General features: G+C 41.6%; 19 protein-coding genes. 15 read left to right on the plus strand and 4 right to left on the minus strand.

Annotated elements, in window-relative coordinates; translation table 11 throughout:
- The first annotated feature begins 67 nt into the window (after nucleotides 1–67).
- The 4 genes from FTU77_RS00450 (at nucleotide 68) to FTU77_RS00465 (ending at nucleotide 2,039) form a co-directional block, all read left to right on the plus strand.
- Nucleotides 68–544, plus strand: a complete 477-nt coding sequence (locus tag FTU77_RS00450) for a DUF1643 domain-containing protein (RefSeq protein WP_180054180.1) — start codon at nucleotides 68–70, stop codon at nucleotides 542–544.
- 527 nt (nucleotides 545–1,071) lie between these two features.
- Entirely contained in the window at nucleotides 1,072–1,407 is a 336-nt protein-coding gene (locus tag FTU77_RS00455; RefSeq protein WP_168379860.1) for a hypothetical protein, read from the plus strand.
- Between the two features lie 69 nt (nucleotides 1,408–1,476).
- Nucleotides 1,477–1,656, plus strand: coding sequence for a hypothetical protein (locus FTU77_RS00460; protein ID WP_168379859.1), 180 nt, complete (start codon nucleotides 1,477–1,479; stop codon nucleotides 1,654–1,656).
- On the plus strand, nucleotides 1,653–2,039 hold the full coding sequence (locus FTU77_RS00465; protein ID WP_002125026.1) for a type II toxin-antitoxin system death-on-curing family toxin: 387 nt from the start codon (nucleotides 1,653–1,655) through the stop codon (nucleotides 2,037–2,039). The genes FTU77_RS00460 and FTU77_RS00465 overlap by 4 nt, the downstream gene beginning before the upstream one ends.
- Nucleotide 2,040: 1 nt before the next feature.
- Here the strand turns inward: FTU77_RS00465 and FTU77_RS00470 are convergent, their stop codons facing one another.
- Complete coding sequence (locus tag FTU77_RS00470; RefSeq protein WP_168379858.1) at nucleotides 2,041–2,601, minus strand: macro domain-containing protein; 561 nt, start codon at nucleotides 2,599–2,601, stop codon at nucleotides 2,041–2,043.
- Nucleotides 2,602–2,654: 53 nt separating this feature from the next.
- On the opposite strand from FTU77_RS00470, the gene FTU77_RS00475 reads away from it, so the two are divergent.
- Nucleotides 2,655–3,170: a hypothetical protein gene (locus tag FTU77_RS00475; protein ID WP_002125020.1), complete on the plus strand. Its 516-nt coding sequence runs from the start codon at nucleotides 2,655–2,657 to the stop codon at nucleotides 3,168–3,170.
- A gap of 11 nt (nucleotides 3,171–3,181) precedes the next feature.
- Here FTU77_RS00475 and FTU77_RS00480 read toward each other — a convergent pair whose 3' ends face one another.
- Nucleotides 3,182–3,379, minus strand: coding sequence for a DUF3565 domain-containing protein (locus FTU77_RS00480; RefSeq protein WP_180054181.1), 198 nt, complete (start codon nucleotides 3,377–3,379; stop codon nucleotides 3,182–3,184).
- A gap of 125 nt (nucleotides 3,380–3,504) precedes the next feature.
- Entirely contained in the window at nucleotides 3,505–4,407 is a 903-nt protein-coding gene (locus tag FTU77_RS00485) for a GGDEF domain-containing protein (RefSeq protein WP_180054182.1), read from the minus strand.
- A 327-nt stretch (nucleotides 4,408–4,734) separates the two neighbouring features.
- Here FTU77_RS00485 and gshB point away from each other — a divergent pair, with 327 nt between their 5' ends.
- The 8 genes from gshB to lpxC all read left to right on the plus strand — a co-directional run bounded on the left by gshB (nucleotide 4,735) and on the right by lpxC (nucleotide 14,099).
- Entirely contained in the window at nucleotides 4,735–5,679 is a 945-nt protein-coding gene (gshB, locus tag FTU77_RS00490) for a glutathione synthase (protein ID WP_168379397.1), read from the plus strand.
- 303 nt (nucleotides 5,680–5,982) lie between these two features.
- Nucleotides 5,983–7,080, plus strand: coding sequence for an undecaprenyldiphospho-muramoylpentapeptide beta-N-acetylglucosaminyltransferase (murG, locus tag FTU77_RS00495; protein WP_168379398.1), 1,098 nt, complete (start codon nucleotides 5,983–5,985; stop codon nucleotides 7,078–7,080).
- A gap of 14 nt (nucleotides 7,081–7,094) precedes the next feature.
- Nucleotides 7,095–8,543, plus strand: coding sequence for a UDP-N-acetylmuramate--L-alanine ligase (murC, locus tag FTU77_RS00500; protein ID WP_078190576.1), 1,449 nt, complete (start codon nucleotides 7,095–7,097; stop codon nucleotides 8,541–8,543).
- A 59-nt stretch (nucleotides 8,544–8,602) separates the two neighbouring features.
- Nucleotides 8,603–9,532 (plus strand): D-alanine--D-alanine ligase, encoded by a 930-nt coding sequence (locus FTU77_RS00505; protein ID WP_078193219.1) that lies wholly within the window; start codon nucleotides 8,603–8,605, stop codon nucleotides 9,530–9,532.
- A 3-nt stretch (nucleotides 9,533–9,535) separates the two neighbouring features.
- Nucleotides 9,536–10,390, plus strand: coding sequence for a cell division protein FtsQ/DivIB (locus tag FTU77_RS00510; protein WP_180054183.1), 855 nt, complete (start codon nucleotides 9,536–9,538; stop codon nucleotides 10,388–10,390).
- Nucleotides 10,391–10,458: 68 nt separating this feature from the next.
- Complete coding sequence (ftsA, locus tag FTU77_RS00515; RefSeq protein WP_078190573.1) at nucleotides 10,459–11,721, plus strand: cell division protein FtsA; 1,263 nt, start codon at nucleotides 10,459–10,461, stop codon at nucleotides 11,719–11,721.
- A 159-nt stretch (nucleotides 11,722–11,880) separates the two neighbouring features.
- The gene (gene ftsZ, locus FTU77_RS00520; protein ID WP_168379400.1) at nucleotides 11,881–13,071 is read left to right on the plus strand and encodes a cell division protein FtsZ; all 1,191 of its coding nucleotides are present in this window, start codon (nucleotides 11,881–11,883) and stop codon (nucleotides 13,069–13,071) included.
- Nucleotides 13,072–13,196: 125 nt separating this feature from the next.
- Nucleotides 13,197–14,099: a UDP-3-O-acyl-N-acetylglucosamine deacetylase gene (gene lpxC / locus FTU77_RS00525; protein WP_180054184.1), complete on the plus strand. Its 903-nt coding sequence runs from the start codon at nucleotides 13,197–13,199 to the stop codon at nucleotides 14,097–14,099.
- 97 nt (nucleotides 14,100–14,196) lie between these two features.
- Here the strand turns inward: lpxC and FTU77_RS00530 are convergent, their stop codons facing one another.
- On the minus strand, nucleotides 14,197–14,637 hold the full coding sequence (locus FTU77_RS00530) for a DciA family protein (protein WP_180054185.1): 441 nt from the start codon (nucleotides 14,635–14,637) through the stop codon (nucleotides 14,197–14,199).
- A 106-nt stretch (nucleotides 14,638–14,743) separates the two neighbouring features.
- Between FTU77_RS00530 and FTU77_RS00535 the strand changes: the two genes are divergently transcribed.
- Both FTU77_RS00535 and aceE read left to right on the plus strand, forming a co-directional pair.
- A complete protein-coding gene (locus FTU77_RS00535; RefSeq protein ID WP_180054186.1) occupies nucleotides 14,744–15,436 on the plus strand; it encodes a M23 family metallopeptidase in 693 nt (230 codons plus the stop codon).
- Between the two features lie 281 nt (nucleotides 15,437–15,717).
- Nucleotides 15,718–18,420, plus strand: a complete 2,703-nt coding sequence (aceE, locus tag FTU77_RS00540; protein ID WP_180022342.1) for a pyruvate dehydrogenase (acetyl-transferring), homodimeric type — start codon at nucleotides 15,718–15,720, stop codon at nucleotides 18,418–18,420.
- Nucleotide 18,421 lies beyond the last annotated feature (1 nt).

The raw sequence follows: 18,421 nt of genomic DNA on the forward strand, positions 1-18,421 counted from the left end.
AAAAGCGTGGCTCCAGTATCCACACTTTTTATAACTCGTTTTATGTCAATTTTAGGAAAAATTTATAATGGAAAAGGGTGCTGAAATCTCAGAATGCAGTAAATATCGTTATTCTCTTTGGAGAATTTGGGATAAGGATAAACCCATATTTACATTTATAGGATTAAATCCTTCGACAGCAGACCATGTTCAAGATGATCCCACTATAACTCGCTGTATTAACTTTGCTAAAAGTTGGGGGGGCGGAGGTATTTATATGGCCAATCTATTTGCATATAGAGCCACTAAACCCCAAGAGATGATGGCTCAAGAAGATCCTATTGGTACTCAAAATGATGAATATCTATACCGTTTAGCTTCTCAGTCAAAACACATCATTGCTTGTTGGGGAAACGATGGAGCTTTTAAAGAGCGGTCAGCTTTTGTAAAACAGCTTCTGAAAGACAAACTGTACTATCTTGAATTAAATAAAAGTGGAGAACCGAAACATCCTCTTTACATCCATTCTTCAACTCAAATAAAGCCTTTTTTAGACCCCATTTAACATAATGGCGATTATACGAAGTACACTTGTATATTAATATAAAAATCAATCGCTTAAAAATTTCACCTTGGTCGCAAAAACAGTAAAAAGCCGACTTTGAAACAAGTCGGCTTTTTTATGAGCAGTTTTGATATATTCTGCCAACAAAATTGATCAATATTTAATCAAATTGTCGTTTTTCTCTGGCTTATCAATACCCCACATCCCGAAACTATCCCCAATTTCTGCGGACAACTCTTGGGATAAAATAGGCCAACTTTGTAAGCTAAAACTTACACAGATTTAAGGATTTTGCGGATTGGTAATCCAAAGCATTAGCCCTATGATGAATACATAAGGGAACTGGATGTTTCTAGAAAACAAGAATAAGAAAATAGCGCAAGGAATGGGCAGCACGAGATCAGTAAGACTAGCAACCCGATATGAAAAAGCCCGACAGGATGTCGGGCTTTTTTATTGTCTGAATATTTTCGGATAATCCGTATTATATTAATTTTAGTTGAACTTAAAACTAGGCATAAAGATAAATGAAAATAGGGATCTTTTGGTACTGGAATAATCAAGTCATTGGTATTGCACATTCCTTTAATATTACGAAAGCAGACTCTATTGGCCTGATTGATAGCCCATATACACATATTGAATATTGGATTACATTGCAAGAAAAGTATTCTGAACTACAAAACTATGAGTATGAACAGATCCCAAGAGGTCGAGTAATTTTTGATACCAACAAAGAAAAATCAATTATTTATTTGGATAAGACATTGTTATATAAATCAAAAATTAATAAAGTCTATGATTTTTTTAATTTAAATCCAGAACGATCGGTGCTAAAAAAAGACTCACACTATCAAATTTGACCAACACTACTGTTAGATCAACAAACTTGCGTTAAAATACACACGATCACTCTTAGAATGGTAAGCGATATGAGAAAACGTCTTAAAGATTATAATATTGAACAAGTATCTACTCGTGAAAAGGTTTCTGGACAAGTTTTACCTATAAAGTTTAGTAATGATGAAGCAACTAAACGAGTTGTTATGCATAGTGCTAGACGAGTGATCCAGCAACATAAAGCAGAAATACAAGAGTTAGCTTATAAATGAGCTTGATTAGTTCGACATTCGTAATTGCTGTACATGACGAGATTTTGCTTCAAACAGGTGTAGGTCGATCTGGTTGCCAGATTGAGAAACTGGAAAGCGTCCTAAACCGTATAGATCAGCAAATGTATTACAGTAATGTGAGTGATATCTTTGAAATTGCTGCATGGTTTGGTATTGCAATTTCTAAAGGGCATGCATTTGTCGATGGAAATAAAAGAACAGGGCTAGCAGTGATGCTAACTTATCTTGAAATCCAAGGTGTGACCATTCAAGAACACACGGGTTTAGATGATTTAATGGTTGATATCGTTGAATCCCAAGAAGATCATGAGCTTTTAGCCAAACTGGTAGCAGGATTCTTATATGAGCTATCTATAATTTAATTTATTCAATCTGTATTTTTATTTTTTGGTCGTTAATGTTAGAAAGTATCTCCTTATAAATTAAATAGTTTTCATCATCTCGGCATACAAAAAATACTTCTTCAACACAGTCATATTGGGGAAGTGTTGAAAGTATGGTACCAATTGCAATTTCGGCTGCCAGTTGGCGAGGAAAACCATAAACACCTGTACTGATGTTTGGAAAAGAAATAGTTTTTACACCAACATGGTTAGCTTTCATAATCGCATTACTATAAGCATCACAAAGCAATTGTGGCTCATTACGCTCACCATCTAACCATCTTGGCCCAACAGCATGAATAAGATATTGGGCAGGCAGGTTTCCAGCAGTAGTAACTTCTGCTTGTCCAGTTGAACACCCGCCTTTTTCTTGATGAAGTTGAATACATTCAGTCTTCATCAAAGGTCCTGCTTTTTTATGAATGATATAATCAAGCCCACTGCCACCAAGCAAAGACTTATTCGCTGAATTAACGATAGCCTGTACAGCGAATGTTGTAATATCTGTTTGGATTAAAATAACTTTCTTAAGATTACTCATTTTATCACTATAATAAAATCGCTAAGGTAGCAGTAATTTTTTGGAAAACCAACATGACTGAAAAAGAACATATTAATCAATATATTAAGAGCACGTGTGATTTAATCATTCAACATGTAAAAAACATTATCACTCTTCAAGAAAACATTAATAAACCATGGGGATATAGCTCCAGATTAATGGAGCATTTATTTCATCCAGAAAATGAACTGCTTTTTAAAGGATACTCAAAGAATATTTTTAATAATAAATCAGCAATGGCTATTAAGCCATGGAAAGAACATATTGTTCCCATGGCTTATGTCTTTAACAACTTATGGGTATTAATTGAAAGCAATGAATTATCAGATGCTGAACTCTCCAAAATTCTACAAAGAAATCTTGGTGTAGCCCATATTTCCTATGAAGAACAGAAAAAATTAGATACTAAATTTTCAGGATTAAAAACAAATATGCCTAATGGATGGTGTTTGAAAACAGGTGATCCTATAGATCGTTTAAAAGCAGTCGGTATTGAATTAGTTGATGAAAATGGGGTTGAAATTCAATCTTTAATTACCCCTATTTAACATAAAATCTCTTATACGAAACTCTCTTCATCACACTTCTTACATTCCAACATTACCCCTAACTTTTCGTTCCGTCCTTGCTCAGTGATAACCCAAGGACGGTTTTGCCAAGGCGGATCATGCCGGACATGCTGTGTATGGCCACAAGCTAAAATAGCATACCAATGATTTTCATCATCCAAGGCAAAATCAACAATGGCTTGCTGCATATCGGACACCTATCTAAACTGAACTTATGTTGAAAAGGGGAGAGAGCTCATGCTGAGCAATCACAACGGCTTGAATATCAAATTGCTAAATAGACTGTGAAATTTGGTTTATTTCTGCCGCACGCTTACGCCGCGACAATTCTATTTTTCCCGCCATGTTTGGCTTTATACAGCGCTAGATCAGCACGCTTAATTGTATCTTCGTAGGTACAATCTTCAGGCATGATGGTTGTTACTCCTATGCTCACGGTGACATGGGCGTTATCTATTGAAAACCGACTTAATTCTTTTCTGGAATGTTCATGAATCCGTTTGGCAAATTGAATGGCTTGTTCACAGCCCGTGTTGGGTAATGCGACCACAAACTCATCTCCACCTAAGCGGCAGGCGCAATCAGTCTTGCGCAGCGTTAAACGAAGAATATCTGCGACTGCTCGGATTGCCTCATCACCGACATGATGACCTTTGCTGTCGTTGATTTTTTTGAGGTTATCAAGATCGAACATCAAGATCGAGGTCTGTATGGAATGCCGTAGGTATGGCTCATAATGTAATGCTAAGTCATGCTCTAATTTTCTTCGGTTGAAAAGACCAGTTAACTGATCGGTATGGCTGAGTTCTTTCAGCTTGATTTCCAAGTCGTGACGCGCTGAAATATTACTTGCGACCCAAAGTACAACGTCTTCTTCATCTACCGAAAAACTAAGGGCTTGGATGCGCACTTCAAACCAAATGGGCTCTTCAGGACCATAATCGGGCAGACCTTTTACATCCCTATTGCTCAATTCGTACTCTTCGATGAGTAGATTTCCTGACGCTAGAGCTTGGTCGATCAGTTGCATAAAAAAGTTGGCTTTATCTGGCTTGATCACATCTGAAATATAGGTACCAACAAGACCGGAACCATCGTGGTAATAGCGATTATCGCGCCCACCAAAAACCGCAACGTATTTTCCACTACGCGATATGACAAAAGCAGGGTCTGGCAAAGCATTAAGAATGATAGCCATCTGCTCAATGTTGATCATTAATTAATTCTATTTCTTTATTTACAATAATTAACACAATAGCTAAAAAAAATAAAAAGCACGTGTTTTTTCACCAAAAATAGTGATGGGCGAGATGTAGATGTGATGAATATCTGTATCGATTGTTTGGCGTCGATTTACACAGGCCTAACGCCATAATGCTTTCACGGCTTATTTCCTTTATTGAGATAAGGCCGATGATAGAAATATATCGAATTATCGCCTGCATCACACGAATCCATACATACACATGCAAAATCAGAATAAACAAAAGAAAAATCTCGGCTATACTCATTCATAAATTGATAATGAACAGAGCACTGAATAATGCGTGTACTTGTTGTGATGGATCCCATCGAAAATGTAAACCTAAAAAAAGATACCTCAATGGCGATGCTATGGGCAGCAGCACGTCGTGGACATGAGCTAGGCTATGCATTACAGCAAGATTTATATATCGATCAAGGCAAAGCCTTTGGTTTGATTTCACCGCTAAAAGTTTTTGAAGACTACAACCACTATTACGAACTCGGCGAAAAACAAAAAGAACCAATTGCTGCTTATGACGTGGTTTTGATGCGTAAAGATCCGCCGTTTGACATGAACTTTGTCTACACCACCTATATTTTGGAACAGGCTGAACGCGAAGGTGCATGGATTATTAACAAGCCACAAAGCCTACGTGACTGCAATGAAAAATTGTTTGCGACACAATTCCCTGAACTTCAAGTACCAACCTTGGTGACTTCGCAGCAAAGTCTGATTCGTGAATTTTTACAAGAACATGGTGATGTGATTGTGAAGCCATTAGACGGCATGGGCGGCATGGGCATTTTCCGTTTATACCAAGATGGCGTTAATATCGGTTCAACCATTGAAATCCTGACCAATAACGGCACTCAGCCGATTATGGCGCAGCGATACATCCCAGAAATTGTGGATGGCGACAAGCGCATCTTGATGATCAATGGCGAACCCGTACCGTATTGTTTGGCGCGTATTCCGCAAAATGGCGAAGTGCGTGGCAACTTGGCGGCAGGTGGTTTGGGCGAGGCGCGTCCATTGACCGAAAATGATAAAGCCATTGCAGCCAAAGTTGGGCCATTCCTTCGTGAAAAAGGGTTAGTGTTTGTTGGTCTGGATGTGATTGGTAATTACGTGACTGAAATTAATGTCACCAGTCCAACCTGCGTACGTGAAATTGATGCGCAATTTGGCACCTCGATTGCCGATGATTTATTTGATGTCCTTGAGGCAGGTTTAAAAGCTTAATTTTGCACTAGATTTAAAAGAGTCCTTCACGGGCTCTTTTTTTGGCCTGCGCTAAGGGGAGGGGAGCTTAAAAAGCAAAAAAACTGTAAGTGAATGCAATTAAAGTGAAAAATTGTCTGATTTTTTTTCAATTCTCATAGATTAATAATAAAACTAGTTTAAACTTTTAAAATAGTAGAAAAAAACAATCATACGCCTGTTGAAAAAAAGTAAATTACCTTTCACGGTCATGCGTTTGTGATTACAATTGTTTGCTTAAAATCGAATATCATTAGCCTCTTTTTAGAATTGAAGAATTAGACAGTGACCGAAGTAACGCAAGTAAAGCCGAAACATGTCATGATGATGGCTGCCGGAACCGGTGGTCACGTCTTTCCAGCGCTCGCTGTTGCCAAAGAGTTGCAACAACAAGGCTGTGAAGTTTCTTGGCTCGCAACGCCAACAGGTATGGAAAATCGCCTGCTTAAAAATCATAATATTCCAATTTATCAAATTGATATCCAAGGTGTACGCGGCAATGGAGTCGTGCGTAAGCTGATGGCACCATTTAAAATTCTCAAAGCTACATTGAGTGCCATGCGTTATATGAAACAACTCAAAGTCGATGCAGTTGCAGGCTTTGGGGGGTATGTGGCTGGGCCGGGTGGCTTGGCAGCTCGTGCATTGGGCATTCCAGTCATTATCCATGAACAAAATGCGGTGGCAGGTTTTACCAATACGCAGTTGTCACGTGTGGCCAAAATTGTTTGTCAGGCATTTCCAAATACCTTTCCAGCACAAGATAAAATCGTAACCACAGGGAATCCTGTACGTAAAGAAATTACAGAAATTTTAAATCCGTCATGGCGTTACCAAGAGCGTGAAAAAGCTGGGTTGCCATTACGGGTTTTAATTGTGGGTGGCTCACTGGGCGCACGTGCCTTAAATGAATGTGTGCCGGCAGCCTTGCAGCAATTAGAACAGCCACTCAGTGTATATCACCAGTGTGGTCAAAATAACGCTGAAAGCACATTGGCTCGTTATGCAAATGCACCTGAACATATGCAAGTTGAAGTTCAGCCGTTTATTGAAGATATGGCAGCAGCCTATTCTGCAGCGGATTTGATTATCTGCCGTGCTGGTGCGCTAACCGTCACTGAAATTGCGACAGCAGGTGTAGCAGCCGTGTTTGTTCCTCTGCCAAGTGCAGTGGATGACCATCAAACTGCAAATGCAGGGTTCTTGGCCAATATCAATGCTGCAAAAATTTGCCCACAAGCGGATATGACCGCAGAAAGTTTAACAGCGTTGTTGAAGCCGCTGATGAATCGCCAACGACTTATGGAAATGGCGGTTAAGGCTCGACAACAGGCACAACCCGATGCGACACAGCACGTGGTTGGTTTAATTCAAGATTTGTAAAATTCGAGTAATCTATGTCTCCATCAACGCCTGCCGATCAAGCGAAAAAGCTCATTAAAGTGCCAGAAATGCGCCGTATTAAACACATCCATTTTATTGGGATTGGTGGTGCGGGCATGTGCGGTATTGCCGAAGTATTGAAAAACCAAGGCTATAAAGTTTCAGGTTCAGATATTAAAGCGTCGAAAACCACGGCTCAGCTTGAAGAAAACGGCATTCAAGTTTTCATCGGTCATGCTGCTGAAAATATTCAAGGCGCCAATGTAATCGTGGTATCAACAGCTATTGATTCTGAAAACCCAGAAGTGAAAGCGGCGATTGAAACCCGTACACCTGTCGTGCGTCGTGCAGAAATGTTGGGTGAATTAATGCGTTACCGTCATGGTATTGCCGTTGCGGGGACGCATGGTAAAACCACGACAACCAGTCTGGTGACCTGCATGTTGGCAGAAGAAAATCTGGACCCAACTTATGTCATTGGTGGTTTATTAAATCGTACTGGTGTGAATGCTGCATTGGGTGCAAGCCGTTATATCGTGGCTGAAGCAGACGAATCAGATGCGTCATTCCTGCATTTACAGCCGATGGCAACGATTGTCACCAATATCGATGCTGACCATATGGATACCTATGGCGGTAGTTTCGATGTATTGAAAGATACCTTCGTACAATTCTTACAGCGCCTTCCATTTTACGGTTTAGCTGTGATGTGTGGTGATGATGCCAACATCCGTGAAATTATGCCGCGTATTGGTCGTCCTGTCGTGACTTATGGTTTCAATGAAGACAATGACATTCGTGCCGTTGATGTGGCTCAAGAAGGCATGCAATCACACTTTACAGTTTTGCGTAAAGACCGTGAGCCGTTACGTTTAACCATTAACTTGCCGGGTCTTCATAATATCTTAAATGCCTTGGCAGCGATTGGTATTGCAACGGATGAAGGCGTTTCTGATGCTGCGATTGCGCGTGCCTTAGAAAGCTTCAGTGGCGTAGGTCGTCGTTTCCAAGTCCAAGGCGAATTTGAAGTTGAAGATGGCTTGGTGAAATTGGTCGATGACTATGGTCACCATCCAAAAGAAGTGGAAGCGACCATTAAAGCTGCACGTGCAAGTCATCCAGATCGTCGTTTGGTGATGATGTTCCAGCCACATCGTTTTAGTCGTACGCGTGACTGTTTTGATGACTTCGTCGATGTCTTGTCACAAGTTGATCAACTGTTGTTATTAGAAGTTTATCCTGCAGGTGAAAAACCAATTGTGGGTGCGGATAGTCGTGCATTGGCTCGAAGCATTCGTCTACGTGGTGAAGTGGAGCCGATTCTCATCGATCCAGTAGAAGGCAACTTACAAGCAGTAATGAAAAAAGTGTTACAAGCAAATGACTTGTTATTAACACAGGGCGCAGGTAATGTTGGAGCAATCTCAATCGAACTTGCTCAAAACAATCTCTATGTAAAATGATCATCGCTTGGTGATCCAAAGTTTGTTTAGACTGTAGATAAAAGTTTAAGGATATAAACGTGTCAAATGCTTCAAAATTCGGCAAAGTTGCCGTGTTATTAGGTGGGAAATCTGCCGAACGTGAGGTTTCTCTCGATAGTGGTAAAGCTGTACTTGAAGCATTGGTGCGTTCGGGTGTAAATGCCGAAGCATTCGATCCGCAGCAACGCAGTGTGACTGAGTTGGTGGCTTATGACCGTGCATTTATCGTACTTCATGGCCGTGGTGGTGAAGATGGTCAAATTCAGGGTACTTTGGAATGGTTAAACATTCCGTACACTGGAACGGGCGTTCAAGGCTCAGCGATTGGTATGGATAAAGTCAAAACTAAACAAGTTTGGCAAGGTTCAGAACTACCGACAGCACCTTATCGTATTGTCAGTAAAGATTCAGATTTACAAGAAATTGTAGATTCAATTGGTTTGCCATTTATTATCAAGCCGGTGCATGAAGGTTCAAGCATTGGTATGAGCAAAGTTGAAAAAATTGAAGACTTTGCAACCGCAATTGCAAAAGCGACCCAGCATGATGCAGTCGTGATGGCTGAAAAATGGATTACCGGACGTGAATTTACCATTGTGATTTTAAATGGTCAGGCATTACCGGTGATTCGTTTAGAACCGCCTGCAGATGTGGCTTTTTATGATTACGAAGCGAAATATAACCGTAACGATGTGCAATATGGTATTCCATGTGGCTTGACTGAAGATGAAGAAAAGCGTCTACAAGCTTTATCTTTACGCGCTTTCCAAGCGGTAGGTGCGAGTGGTTGGGGCCGTATTGACGCGATGCAGGATGCAGAAGGAAACTTCTGGTTACTTGAGGTAAATACTGTTCCGGGTATGACCAGTCATTCTCTAGTACCAAAAGCGGCCAATGCCGTAGGTTATAGTTTTGATGATCTTTGTGTCGCGATTTTGGAACAAACCCTAACAGGTGCGGCACACTAAATTATGGCTCAACTTCCTGCGTCTATGCGCCGTAAACGTGCAGCAACGACATCGATACATGACAAACCACCGACACGTAAGGAAAAGCTTACCAATGTGGGTGGATGGCTGTTGTTGTTTATTGCATGTGTGGTCTTGATTGCCGGAATTTGGGGGCTATATAAAGTCATGACGGATGCACGTGTGGCTGAACTTGATGTGGTGGGTGTGCGGAGCGTCCAAGAAAAACAACAAGTCATGTCATACGTTTCACCGATGATGACTCAAAATTATTTTACCTCTGATTTACGTGTCATTCGTGACCGTACTTTAGAAATCTCGTGGGTCGATCGCGTGGTGGTATCGCGTGCTTGGCCAAATGCAATTCGTGTACGGGTGATGCCGCGTCAAGCAATTGCACGTTGGGGAACTGGGCGACTGTTAAGCGACAGTGGTGATGTATTTGCCGAATTAACCCCGACCAATCATCAGAATTTGCCGTTATTGCATGGGCCGACGAGTCAGTCCAAAATGATGATGCGTCGCTATAATGAAATTAATCAATTATTTATACCTGTTGGCATTCGTTTAAAAGAATTATATTTAACCGAACGAATGACTTGGTTTATGCAGTTTGATTCAGGCTTACGCGTGATTGTCGATCAAGATCAGACCATGAGTAAGTTGCAGCGTTTAAGTTATCTCGCACACAGTGACTTAAAACCTGTATGGCCACGAATTTCTGCCATCGATTTGCGCTACCGAAATGGTTTAGCGATTCAATGGAAAAACTCTGTGCCAGCAAAGTCGGTAAATGGTCAGTTTGTTGTAACCAGTGATGACATAGGCATTGCGAATGCAGCGCCGGTAAAGCCATAATGATCGGCTTTATAAGTAGAGGCTTTAAGCCATAAATTAAACAAACATGTGAATGGTAGTAGTAAATAATGAATGAAGCTGTTCCCTCGGTTGTTGCGATTGACATTGGGACACACAAAGTTTCAGTTTTGATTGGTAAGGTACACGCGCCAGACAATATCCAAGTGGTAGGGATGGCGACCGCTCGTAACCGCGGCATGAATAAAGGGAAAATTGTCAGTCTCGATAAAGTTGTTACCGCAATTAAAAATGCAGTGCAGGAAGCGGAAGATATGGCGGAATGTCGTGTACATTCTGCGTGGATTTCCATTCCAAGTGCTGAACTAAAAAGTTTTTATGCCTCTGGTCGCACTCCAATTGAAAATAATGACCATGCGATTACCACCAATGAAGTGGTGCGTGCATTAGAACTGGCCAAAGCCAGTCATTTAACGTCTGACCACTATTTGGTGAGTGCTGTACCTTTAGGTTTTGAACTAGATGATGAACCTGAGTGGGTATTAAACCCGATTCGCATGTCAGCACGGAGTATGACAGGGCATTATCATTTGATGATGTTGCCCATCAGCACCATGCAGAATTTGGATCGTGCATTAAAAGGCGCCAATATTGGTGTTGAACGCATGGTCATTTCATCATTAGCAACAGCTGAAGCCAGTTTGCTTAAAGATGAAAAAGAATATGGTGTGTGCTTGGTCGATATTGGTGCAGGTACGACCAATATCGCGGTGTATTTAGATGGTCGCTTGGCGATGACACATACCTTGCAACGTGGCGGTGAGCATGTAACACGTGATATTGCTGCTGTATTGCAAACCACAACAGAAGAAGCGGAACGCATTAAGCTGTTGTATGGTTGTGTCGACCTGAAAGTGGTTAAACCTGAAAGTATGATTCAGTTCCAAGGGATTGATGGTCCACAAACCATTAGCCGTATTGAACTGACCGAAATCATTATTGCGCGCTATGAAGAAATCTTTAATCAAGTGCGTAATGAATTGGTCGATCATGGTGCAATTCATGGTTTATACCATGGTGTTGTACTCACAGGTGATGCCTGCCAAATTGAAGGAATGGTGACATTTGCACGCCGGATTTTAGGTGTCTCTGCACATTTAGGTAATCCACCTATGCAAGTGTATGCCGATGATCAACAGCAAGCAGCTTTACGTCGTTCACAATACGCGACTGCCGCAGGTCTGTTAATTTTCAGTCAAAGCGAAACACAAGATACGATCGTTGAGCCAGAAGATACGGAAAAACTTTCAGTATTGAATCGGGTAAAACGGGCATGGTCGGGCTTCAATGACACCTTGAAGTCGATCTTTTAAGTTGAAATATTTGGGAATATTGTTGGGAAGTTGTACGGATTATTGCTTGTACTTGACAAGCTGGAACTTGGACAGCATTCTAAAAAACAATTTTTATTAAGATCAAGGCAGTATACGGGCTGAAGTGTCTGCCAATTATGGATTAGGAATTTTTTAGGCATGGCCTCATTTGAATTTTTAGAAGATGATCAAAGCGACAGCAACGGTCAAGCCCGTTTCACAGTATTCGGTGTAGGTGGTGCTGGCGGTAACGCTGTGCAACACATGTTGGAATCAGATATCGAGGGTGTGAAATTTGTTTGTGCCAATACAGACAAACAAGCACTCGATCGCATGAATGCACAATTTAAAATCCAACTGGGTGAGCAAAGTACCCGTGGTTTGGGTGCAGGTGCAAATCCACAAGTGGGTCAAACTGCTGCTGAAGAAAGCCGTGAGTTGATTCGCCAACACCTTGAAGGAACGGACATGGTGTTCGTGACTGCAGGTATGGGTGGTGGTACAGGTACAGGTGCTGCGCCAGTTGTTGCTGAAATTGCCAAAGAAATGGGTATCTTAACGGTAGGTGTGGTGACGACTCCGTTTAACTTTGAAGGTAAACGTCGTCAGCAATCTGCTGAGAAAGGTATCGAAGCACTTGAGCAACATGTTGATTCTCTGATTATTATTCCGAACCAACGCCTGCTAAAAGTGTTCCGCGATATTTCAATGAAAGATGCCTATAAAAAGGCAGACGATGTATTGTTAAATGCGGTGCGTAGTATCTTCGATCTTGTGGTGCGTCCTGGTCATATCAACCTTGACTTCGCCGATTTGAAAACTGCGATGAGTACACGTGGTTATGCCATGATGGGTGCAGGTTCTGGTCGTGGTGAAAACCGTGCACGTCAAGCTGCTGAACAAGCGATCCGTAGCCCATTGTTAGATAACGTGACGATCATGAATGCAAAAGGCATTTTGATTAACGTAACAGGTGGCGATGACGTAACCTTCGGTGAAATTGAAGAAATCACTGATGTAGTGAACCAAATTGTGGATCTTGATGAAGGTCAAGTTTTCTACGGTACGGTATTTGATCCAGATGCACGTGATGAAATTAGTGTAACGGTGATCGCAACGGGTTTAACGCGTAATTCTGCCGATTCTGCTGAGCCAGTGAAACGCCCTGTCGCACAAGCAACGCGTACAGTCGCTTCTGCACAAGCACCTGTAGATGAAGATGATGTACCAGCGATTCAACGTCAGCACAATGAAGCAGCTGCTCCGGCGGCTGCGGCGGCGTCAGCATCGAATTCACGCCCTACGCCAATGAGTATTCAAGACTACTTGAAAAATCAGCAACGTAAATAACATAAATTCAATGACTTAAGTGTCTATTGATTACAAAAGGTAGCTGATCAGCTACCTTTTTGTTTTTTATCAATGGCTAAATATGCTAACGTATAGCGGTTTTGTGAACTGATGATAGAAGACACATGTTGAAACAACGTACCCTGAAACGCATCGTGAAAGCGAGTGGCATCGGACTGCATAGTGGGCAAAAAGTGATGATTAACTTTGTGCCACATCATGCCGATGGGGGGATTGTGTTTCGTCGTATCGACTTAAATCCACCGATTGATATTCCAGCCGATGCTATGCTGATTCAAGAAGCATTCATGTGTTCTAACTTGGTGCAAGAAAATGCCAAGGTGGGCACAATTGAGCACATTATGAGTGCGATTGCTGGTTTAGGGATTGATAACCTGATCGTGGAAGTGTCGGCGTCTGAAGTGCCCATTATGGATGGGAGTGCCGGCCCGTTCATTTATTTGCTTATGCAAGGTGAACTACAAGAACAAAATGCACCTAAAAAATTCATAAAAATACGCAAACCTGTCGAAGCACTGATCGATGATAAACGTGCTGCCTTTCAACCGCATGACGGTTTCCAATTAAATTTTACGATTGATTTTGACCATCCTGCATTTAAGAAAGAATTTCAGTCGGCAACCATCGACTTTTCAACCGAAACATTTGTCTATGAAGTCAGTGAAGCGCGGACTTTTGGCTTTATGAAAGATTTGGATTATCTCAAAGCCAATAATTTGGCTTTGGGGGCGAGTCTCGAAAATGCCATTGGCGTAGATGAAAATGGTGTGGTCAATGAAGAGGGTTTACGCTTCTCGGATGAGTTTGTTCGTCACAAAATATTAGATGCTGTGGGTGATTTATATTTGCTTGGTCATCAAATTATTGCGAAATATGATGCCTATAAGTCAGGTCATGCATTAAATAATCAGTTATTACGCAATGTCAAAAGTGATCCAGATAGCTATGAAATTGTAACATTTGATGACATTAAAGATTGCCCAATTAGTTATGTGAATGTGACATAAGTCATTGTCTTATAATAGTGATGTTATATTGTATCACTTGTAAGTGTTAAGTCTGTCACATTCTGAATATTCAAATTTATCTGTTACAACTCGGTGGTTACTTTTTATTGCTTGCCAAACGCAGCATTGCTTGGCTAAGCTTAGGGTCGCTCACAAAGTCAGCAGCATTACGGAGTAAATCCTGAGTTTCTGTACTGAGGGTTCTTGAAATTTTTTCAGGGGAGTGGGGCGTTGGAGACGGAGTTCTCAGACGAACTTGAATCTTGTGTAAATCCTTGAATTCGTATATTTGTGATAATTGTGCAATATATTGCTTTTGCAAATAGGCCAACTGACTAATCAGTGCCTGATTTTCTCCAGTTAATATAAGTACACCATTTATATAACAAACAACTTGCCATTGATCCGGTTGGGGCAATAGCGGTTGAACAATTTTCGTAAGTTTCTGCCATGCAGCAACTTGCGTTGAGAGAAACGACAAGTTTCCTGTTTTTATGTGTTTTCTTGTTGGTTGAAAGACGTTGACAGGTTCTGACATACATATTTCCTACATGTTTATGTCTTAATCTTATGCGCTCCTTTTGGCTGATATCAAGGACGAAATCACACAAGGAACAAAAGAGAACAGTTTATAGAGGTTTTTTATGCATTTACGACGTATTTTATTGGCGTTTTCATTGGCAGCTTCGGCCGCTTCAGTCGCTTTTGCAGATTTAGTTGAATTAAATCAAGCAGACTCATCAGATCGTATTGAACAGTTAACTCGCACTTTGTCTCAAGGTGCTTACTCTGAAAGCAATGATATTGATGTTCCAGCGGAAACGAAGTTGAATGTTCAAATTCGTGAAAAATCAATTGAACTCAACAATGCGACAATCGCAAAAAAATACGGTTCAAGCAATTCCTCTCAAAACTATTCAGCAAGTTCAAATAATCCATATTCATGGTTAATTGCCCACCCACTTCCAGACATGAAGCGCGTGAGCTCAAATTATGGTGGCCGTACCATGGGTGGCCGTGCAGAAAATCATTCAGGTTTAGATCTTTCTGCGGCAAGTGGTACACCTATTTATGCAACGGGTTCAGGCATTGTAACCAAATCAGGCTGGGGCACAGGTTATGGCCAATATGTTGAAATCAACCATGGTAATGGTTACCTGACACGTTATGCACATGCATCACGCTTAATTGCACGTGTAGGCGACCGTGTTGCTGCGGGTGAGCATATTGCTAACGTTGGTTGTACTGGTCGTTGTACTGGCCCACATTTACATTACGAAGTAGTGAAAGATGGTCAACGTAAAAACCCATCAACGTATTTAGCGATGTTGCCATAAGCACATATAACATCTATATACGAAGCCATTGTCTGAACCTCTACAGACAATGGCTTTTTTATTTATCGCTAATAACTATAAAATTATCATTTTAAAAAATATTGTCTGTATGAAAAATGGCGAAAATTGACCCAAAAATGTAAATTTGTGTAATTGTTAATCAATGAGTATTTAGTAAATAAATAACAGAGCTATTTCGTATTCATTTGTGGCGATAACTGAGCTTAGCCAAAATATGGTACTAATAGAGCCATATATTTAGCACATAGGATAGGTGAAGTATGGCGTTTTATGGCGATACAGATGCGCAAGAAACCCAAGAATGGCAGGACGCATTTGATTCAGTTTTACAGCACATGGGAACTGACCGCGCTGCATTTTTGCTTGAAAAACTCTATCAACAAGCGATTGCTAAGCACGTTCCCATTCAGCGACTAAATACTCCTTACTTAAATACCATTTCAGTTGAAGAACAGCCACCTATGCCAGGTGATTCGGATATGGAGCGCCGTATTCGTGCGTTGATCCGCTGGAATGCCTTAGCGATGGTACTGCGTGCCAATAAAACAGGTGATGACTTAGGTGGTCACTTGGCAAGTTTTGCATCATCTGCAACTTTATATGACGTGGGCTTTAACCACTTCTTCCGTGCCAATAGCGACAGCTTTGGCGGTGACATGATCTATTATCAAGGTCACTGTGCGCCAGGTATCTATGCACGTTCGTTCTTAGAAGGTCGTTTGACTGAAGAACACTTAAATAATTTCCGTCGTGAAGTCGGCGGTAAAGGTTTGCCTTCATACCCACATCCGTACTTGATGCCAGATTATTGGCAGTTCCCAACTGTATCGATGGGTCTAGGTCCAATCATGTCGATCTATCAAGCACACATTCAAAAGTACTTGATGAACCGTGGCCTGATCAAAGAAGAAAACCGTAAAGTTTGGGCTTACCTCGGTGATGGTGAAATGGATGAACCTGAAAGTACAGGTGCCATTTCACTTGCAGGTCGTGAAAAGCTCGACAACCTAATTTGGGTCGTGAACTGTAACTTACAGCGTCTAGATGGCCCAGTTCGTGGTAACGGTAAAATTATTCAAGAACTTGAATCATTGTTCCGTGGTGCAGGCTGGCGGGTAATTAAAGTGGTATGGGGTCGTCATTGGGATCCGCTACTGGCAAAAGATGATTCAGGTGCCTTAAAAGCGGTGATGGAAGAAGCGGTCGATGGTGACTTCCAACGCTATCAAGTGAAAGGCGGTGCGTATACGCGTGCACATTTCTTTGGTAAGTATCCTGAAGCTGAAGAGTTGGTGCGCAACTTAAGCGATGAAGATATTGATAACCTGAACCGTGGTGGTCATGACCCATTCAAAGTGTATGCGGCTTATGCCGAAGCGATGAAGGAAACGGGTCAGCCAACAGTTATCTTGGCAAAAACAGTCAAAGGTTATGGTTTGTCGGAAGAGATTGAAGCAGTCAATAAGACGCATCAAATCAAGAAAATGCAGCTTGAGTCGTTGAAATACGTGCGTAACCGTTTCAACTTGCCATTTACCGATGAACAGCTTGAAGAAGTGCCATTCTACCGTCCAAGTGAAAATTCACCTGAAATTAAATACATGAAAGCACGTCGTGAGGCATTGGGTGGTTATTTACCTGCACGTCGTAAAGAAAGCGAGCAGCTGGCGATTCCTGAATTGTCTGTGTTTGATGCGGTACTCAAAGGCAGTGGCGGTAAAGAGCAATCGACGACCATGTTGATGGTACGTTTGATTTCATCATTATTGAAAGAAAAAGCCATTAAAGATCGTGTCGTACCAATTGTGCCAGATGAAGCGCGTACTTTCGGTTTGGAAGGTATGTTCCGTCAGTTGGGGATCTATGCTGCGCATGGTCAAAAATATACCCCTGAAGACCAAGAACAGTTGATGCATTACCGTGAAGCTAAAGATGGTCACATGTTACAAGAAGGGATTAACGAAGCGGGTGCGATGAGTGCTTGGGCTGCGTTAGGAACCAGTTATTCAACCAATAACTTGCCAATGATTCCGATGTATATGTACTACTCGATGTTTGGTTTCCAACGTATTGGTGATATTGCATGGGCTGCAGGTGATGCGCAGGCGCAAGGCTTCTTGCTCGGTGCAACTGCGGGTCGTACAACACTGAATGGTGAAGGTTTACAGCACCAAGATGGTCATTCACATATCTTGGCAAATACGATTCCAAACTGTATTTCTTATGACCCATGTTTTGGTTATGAGTTGGCAGTAATCGTACATGATGGTTTAAAACGCATGTACGTGAACCAAGAGCGTGTGTTCTACTACTTAACAGTAATGAATGAAAACTACGAACATCCAGCTATTCCTGAAGGTGCTGAAGAAGGCATTAAACGTGGTATGTATCTCTTCGAAGAAGATGAGAAAGCAACGGTTCAGTTGATGGGTTCAGGTGTGATTCTGCGCGAAGTAATCAAAGCAGCGAAAATCCTTCGTGATGAATATCAAATTCATTCAAACGTGTGGAGCGTCACTAGCTTTAACGAATTAGCTCGTGATGGTATGGCGTGTGAAGAATACAACCGCTTACATCCATTGGCTGAAGATACGAAAGAAGCTTGGGTCTCTCAATTGCTTCGTGAAAAAGACGGTATTGTGGTATCGGCAACTGACCACATGCGTGCATATAGCGAACAAATCCGTGCCTATCTTCCAGACAATCGTCCATTCGTTGCATTAGGTACAGATGGTTATGGTCGTTCAGATACACGTGGCAACTTACGTAGCTACTTTGGTGTCGATGCCGCACATATTGTGGTAGCAACATTGAAAAAACTCGCGGATGAAGGCGAAGTTGATGCACGTTTGGTTAAAGATGCCATCTCAAGCTTTGAACTAGATACTGACCGTCCAGTGGCATGGGCTCCGCAGGAAACGCCGGAACTGCATGCTGTGGCTGACTACAAAGAGGAGAACTAAT

The sequence above is a fragment of the Acinetobacter sp. YH12142 genome (assembly GCF_013418435.1).
GTDB classification, from domain to species: domain Bacteria; phylum Pseudomonadota; class Gammaproteobacteria; order Pseudomonadales; family Moraxellaceae; genus Acinetobacter; species Acinetobacter amyesii.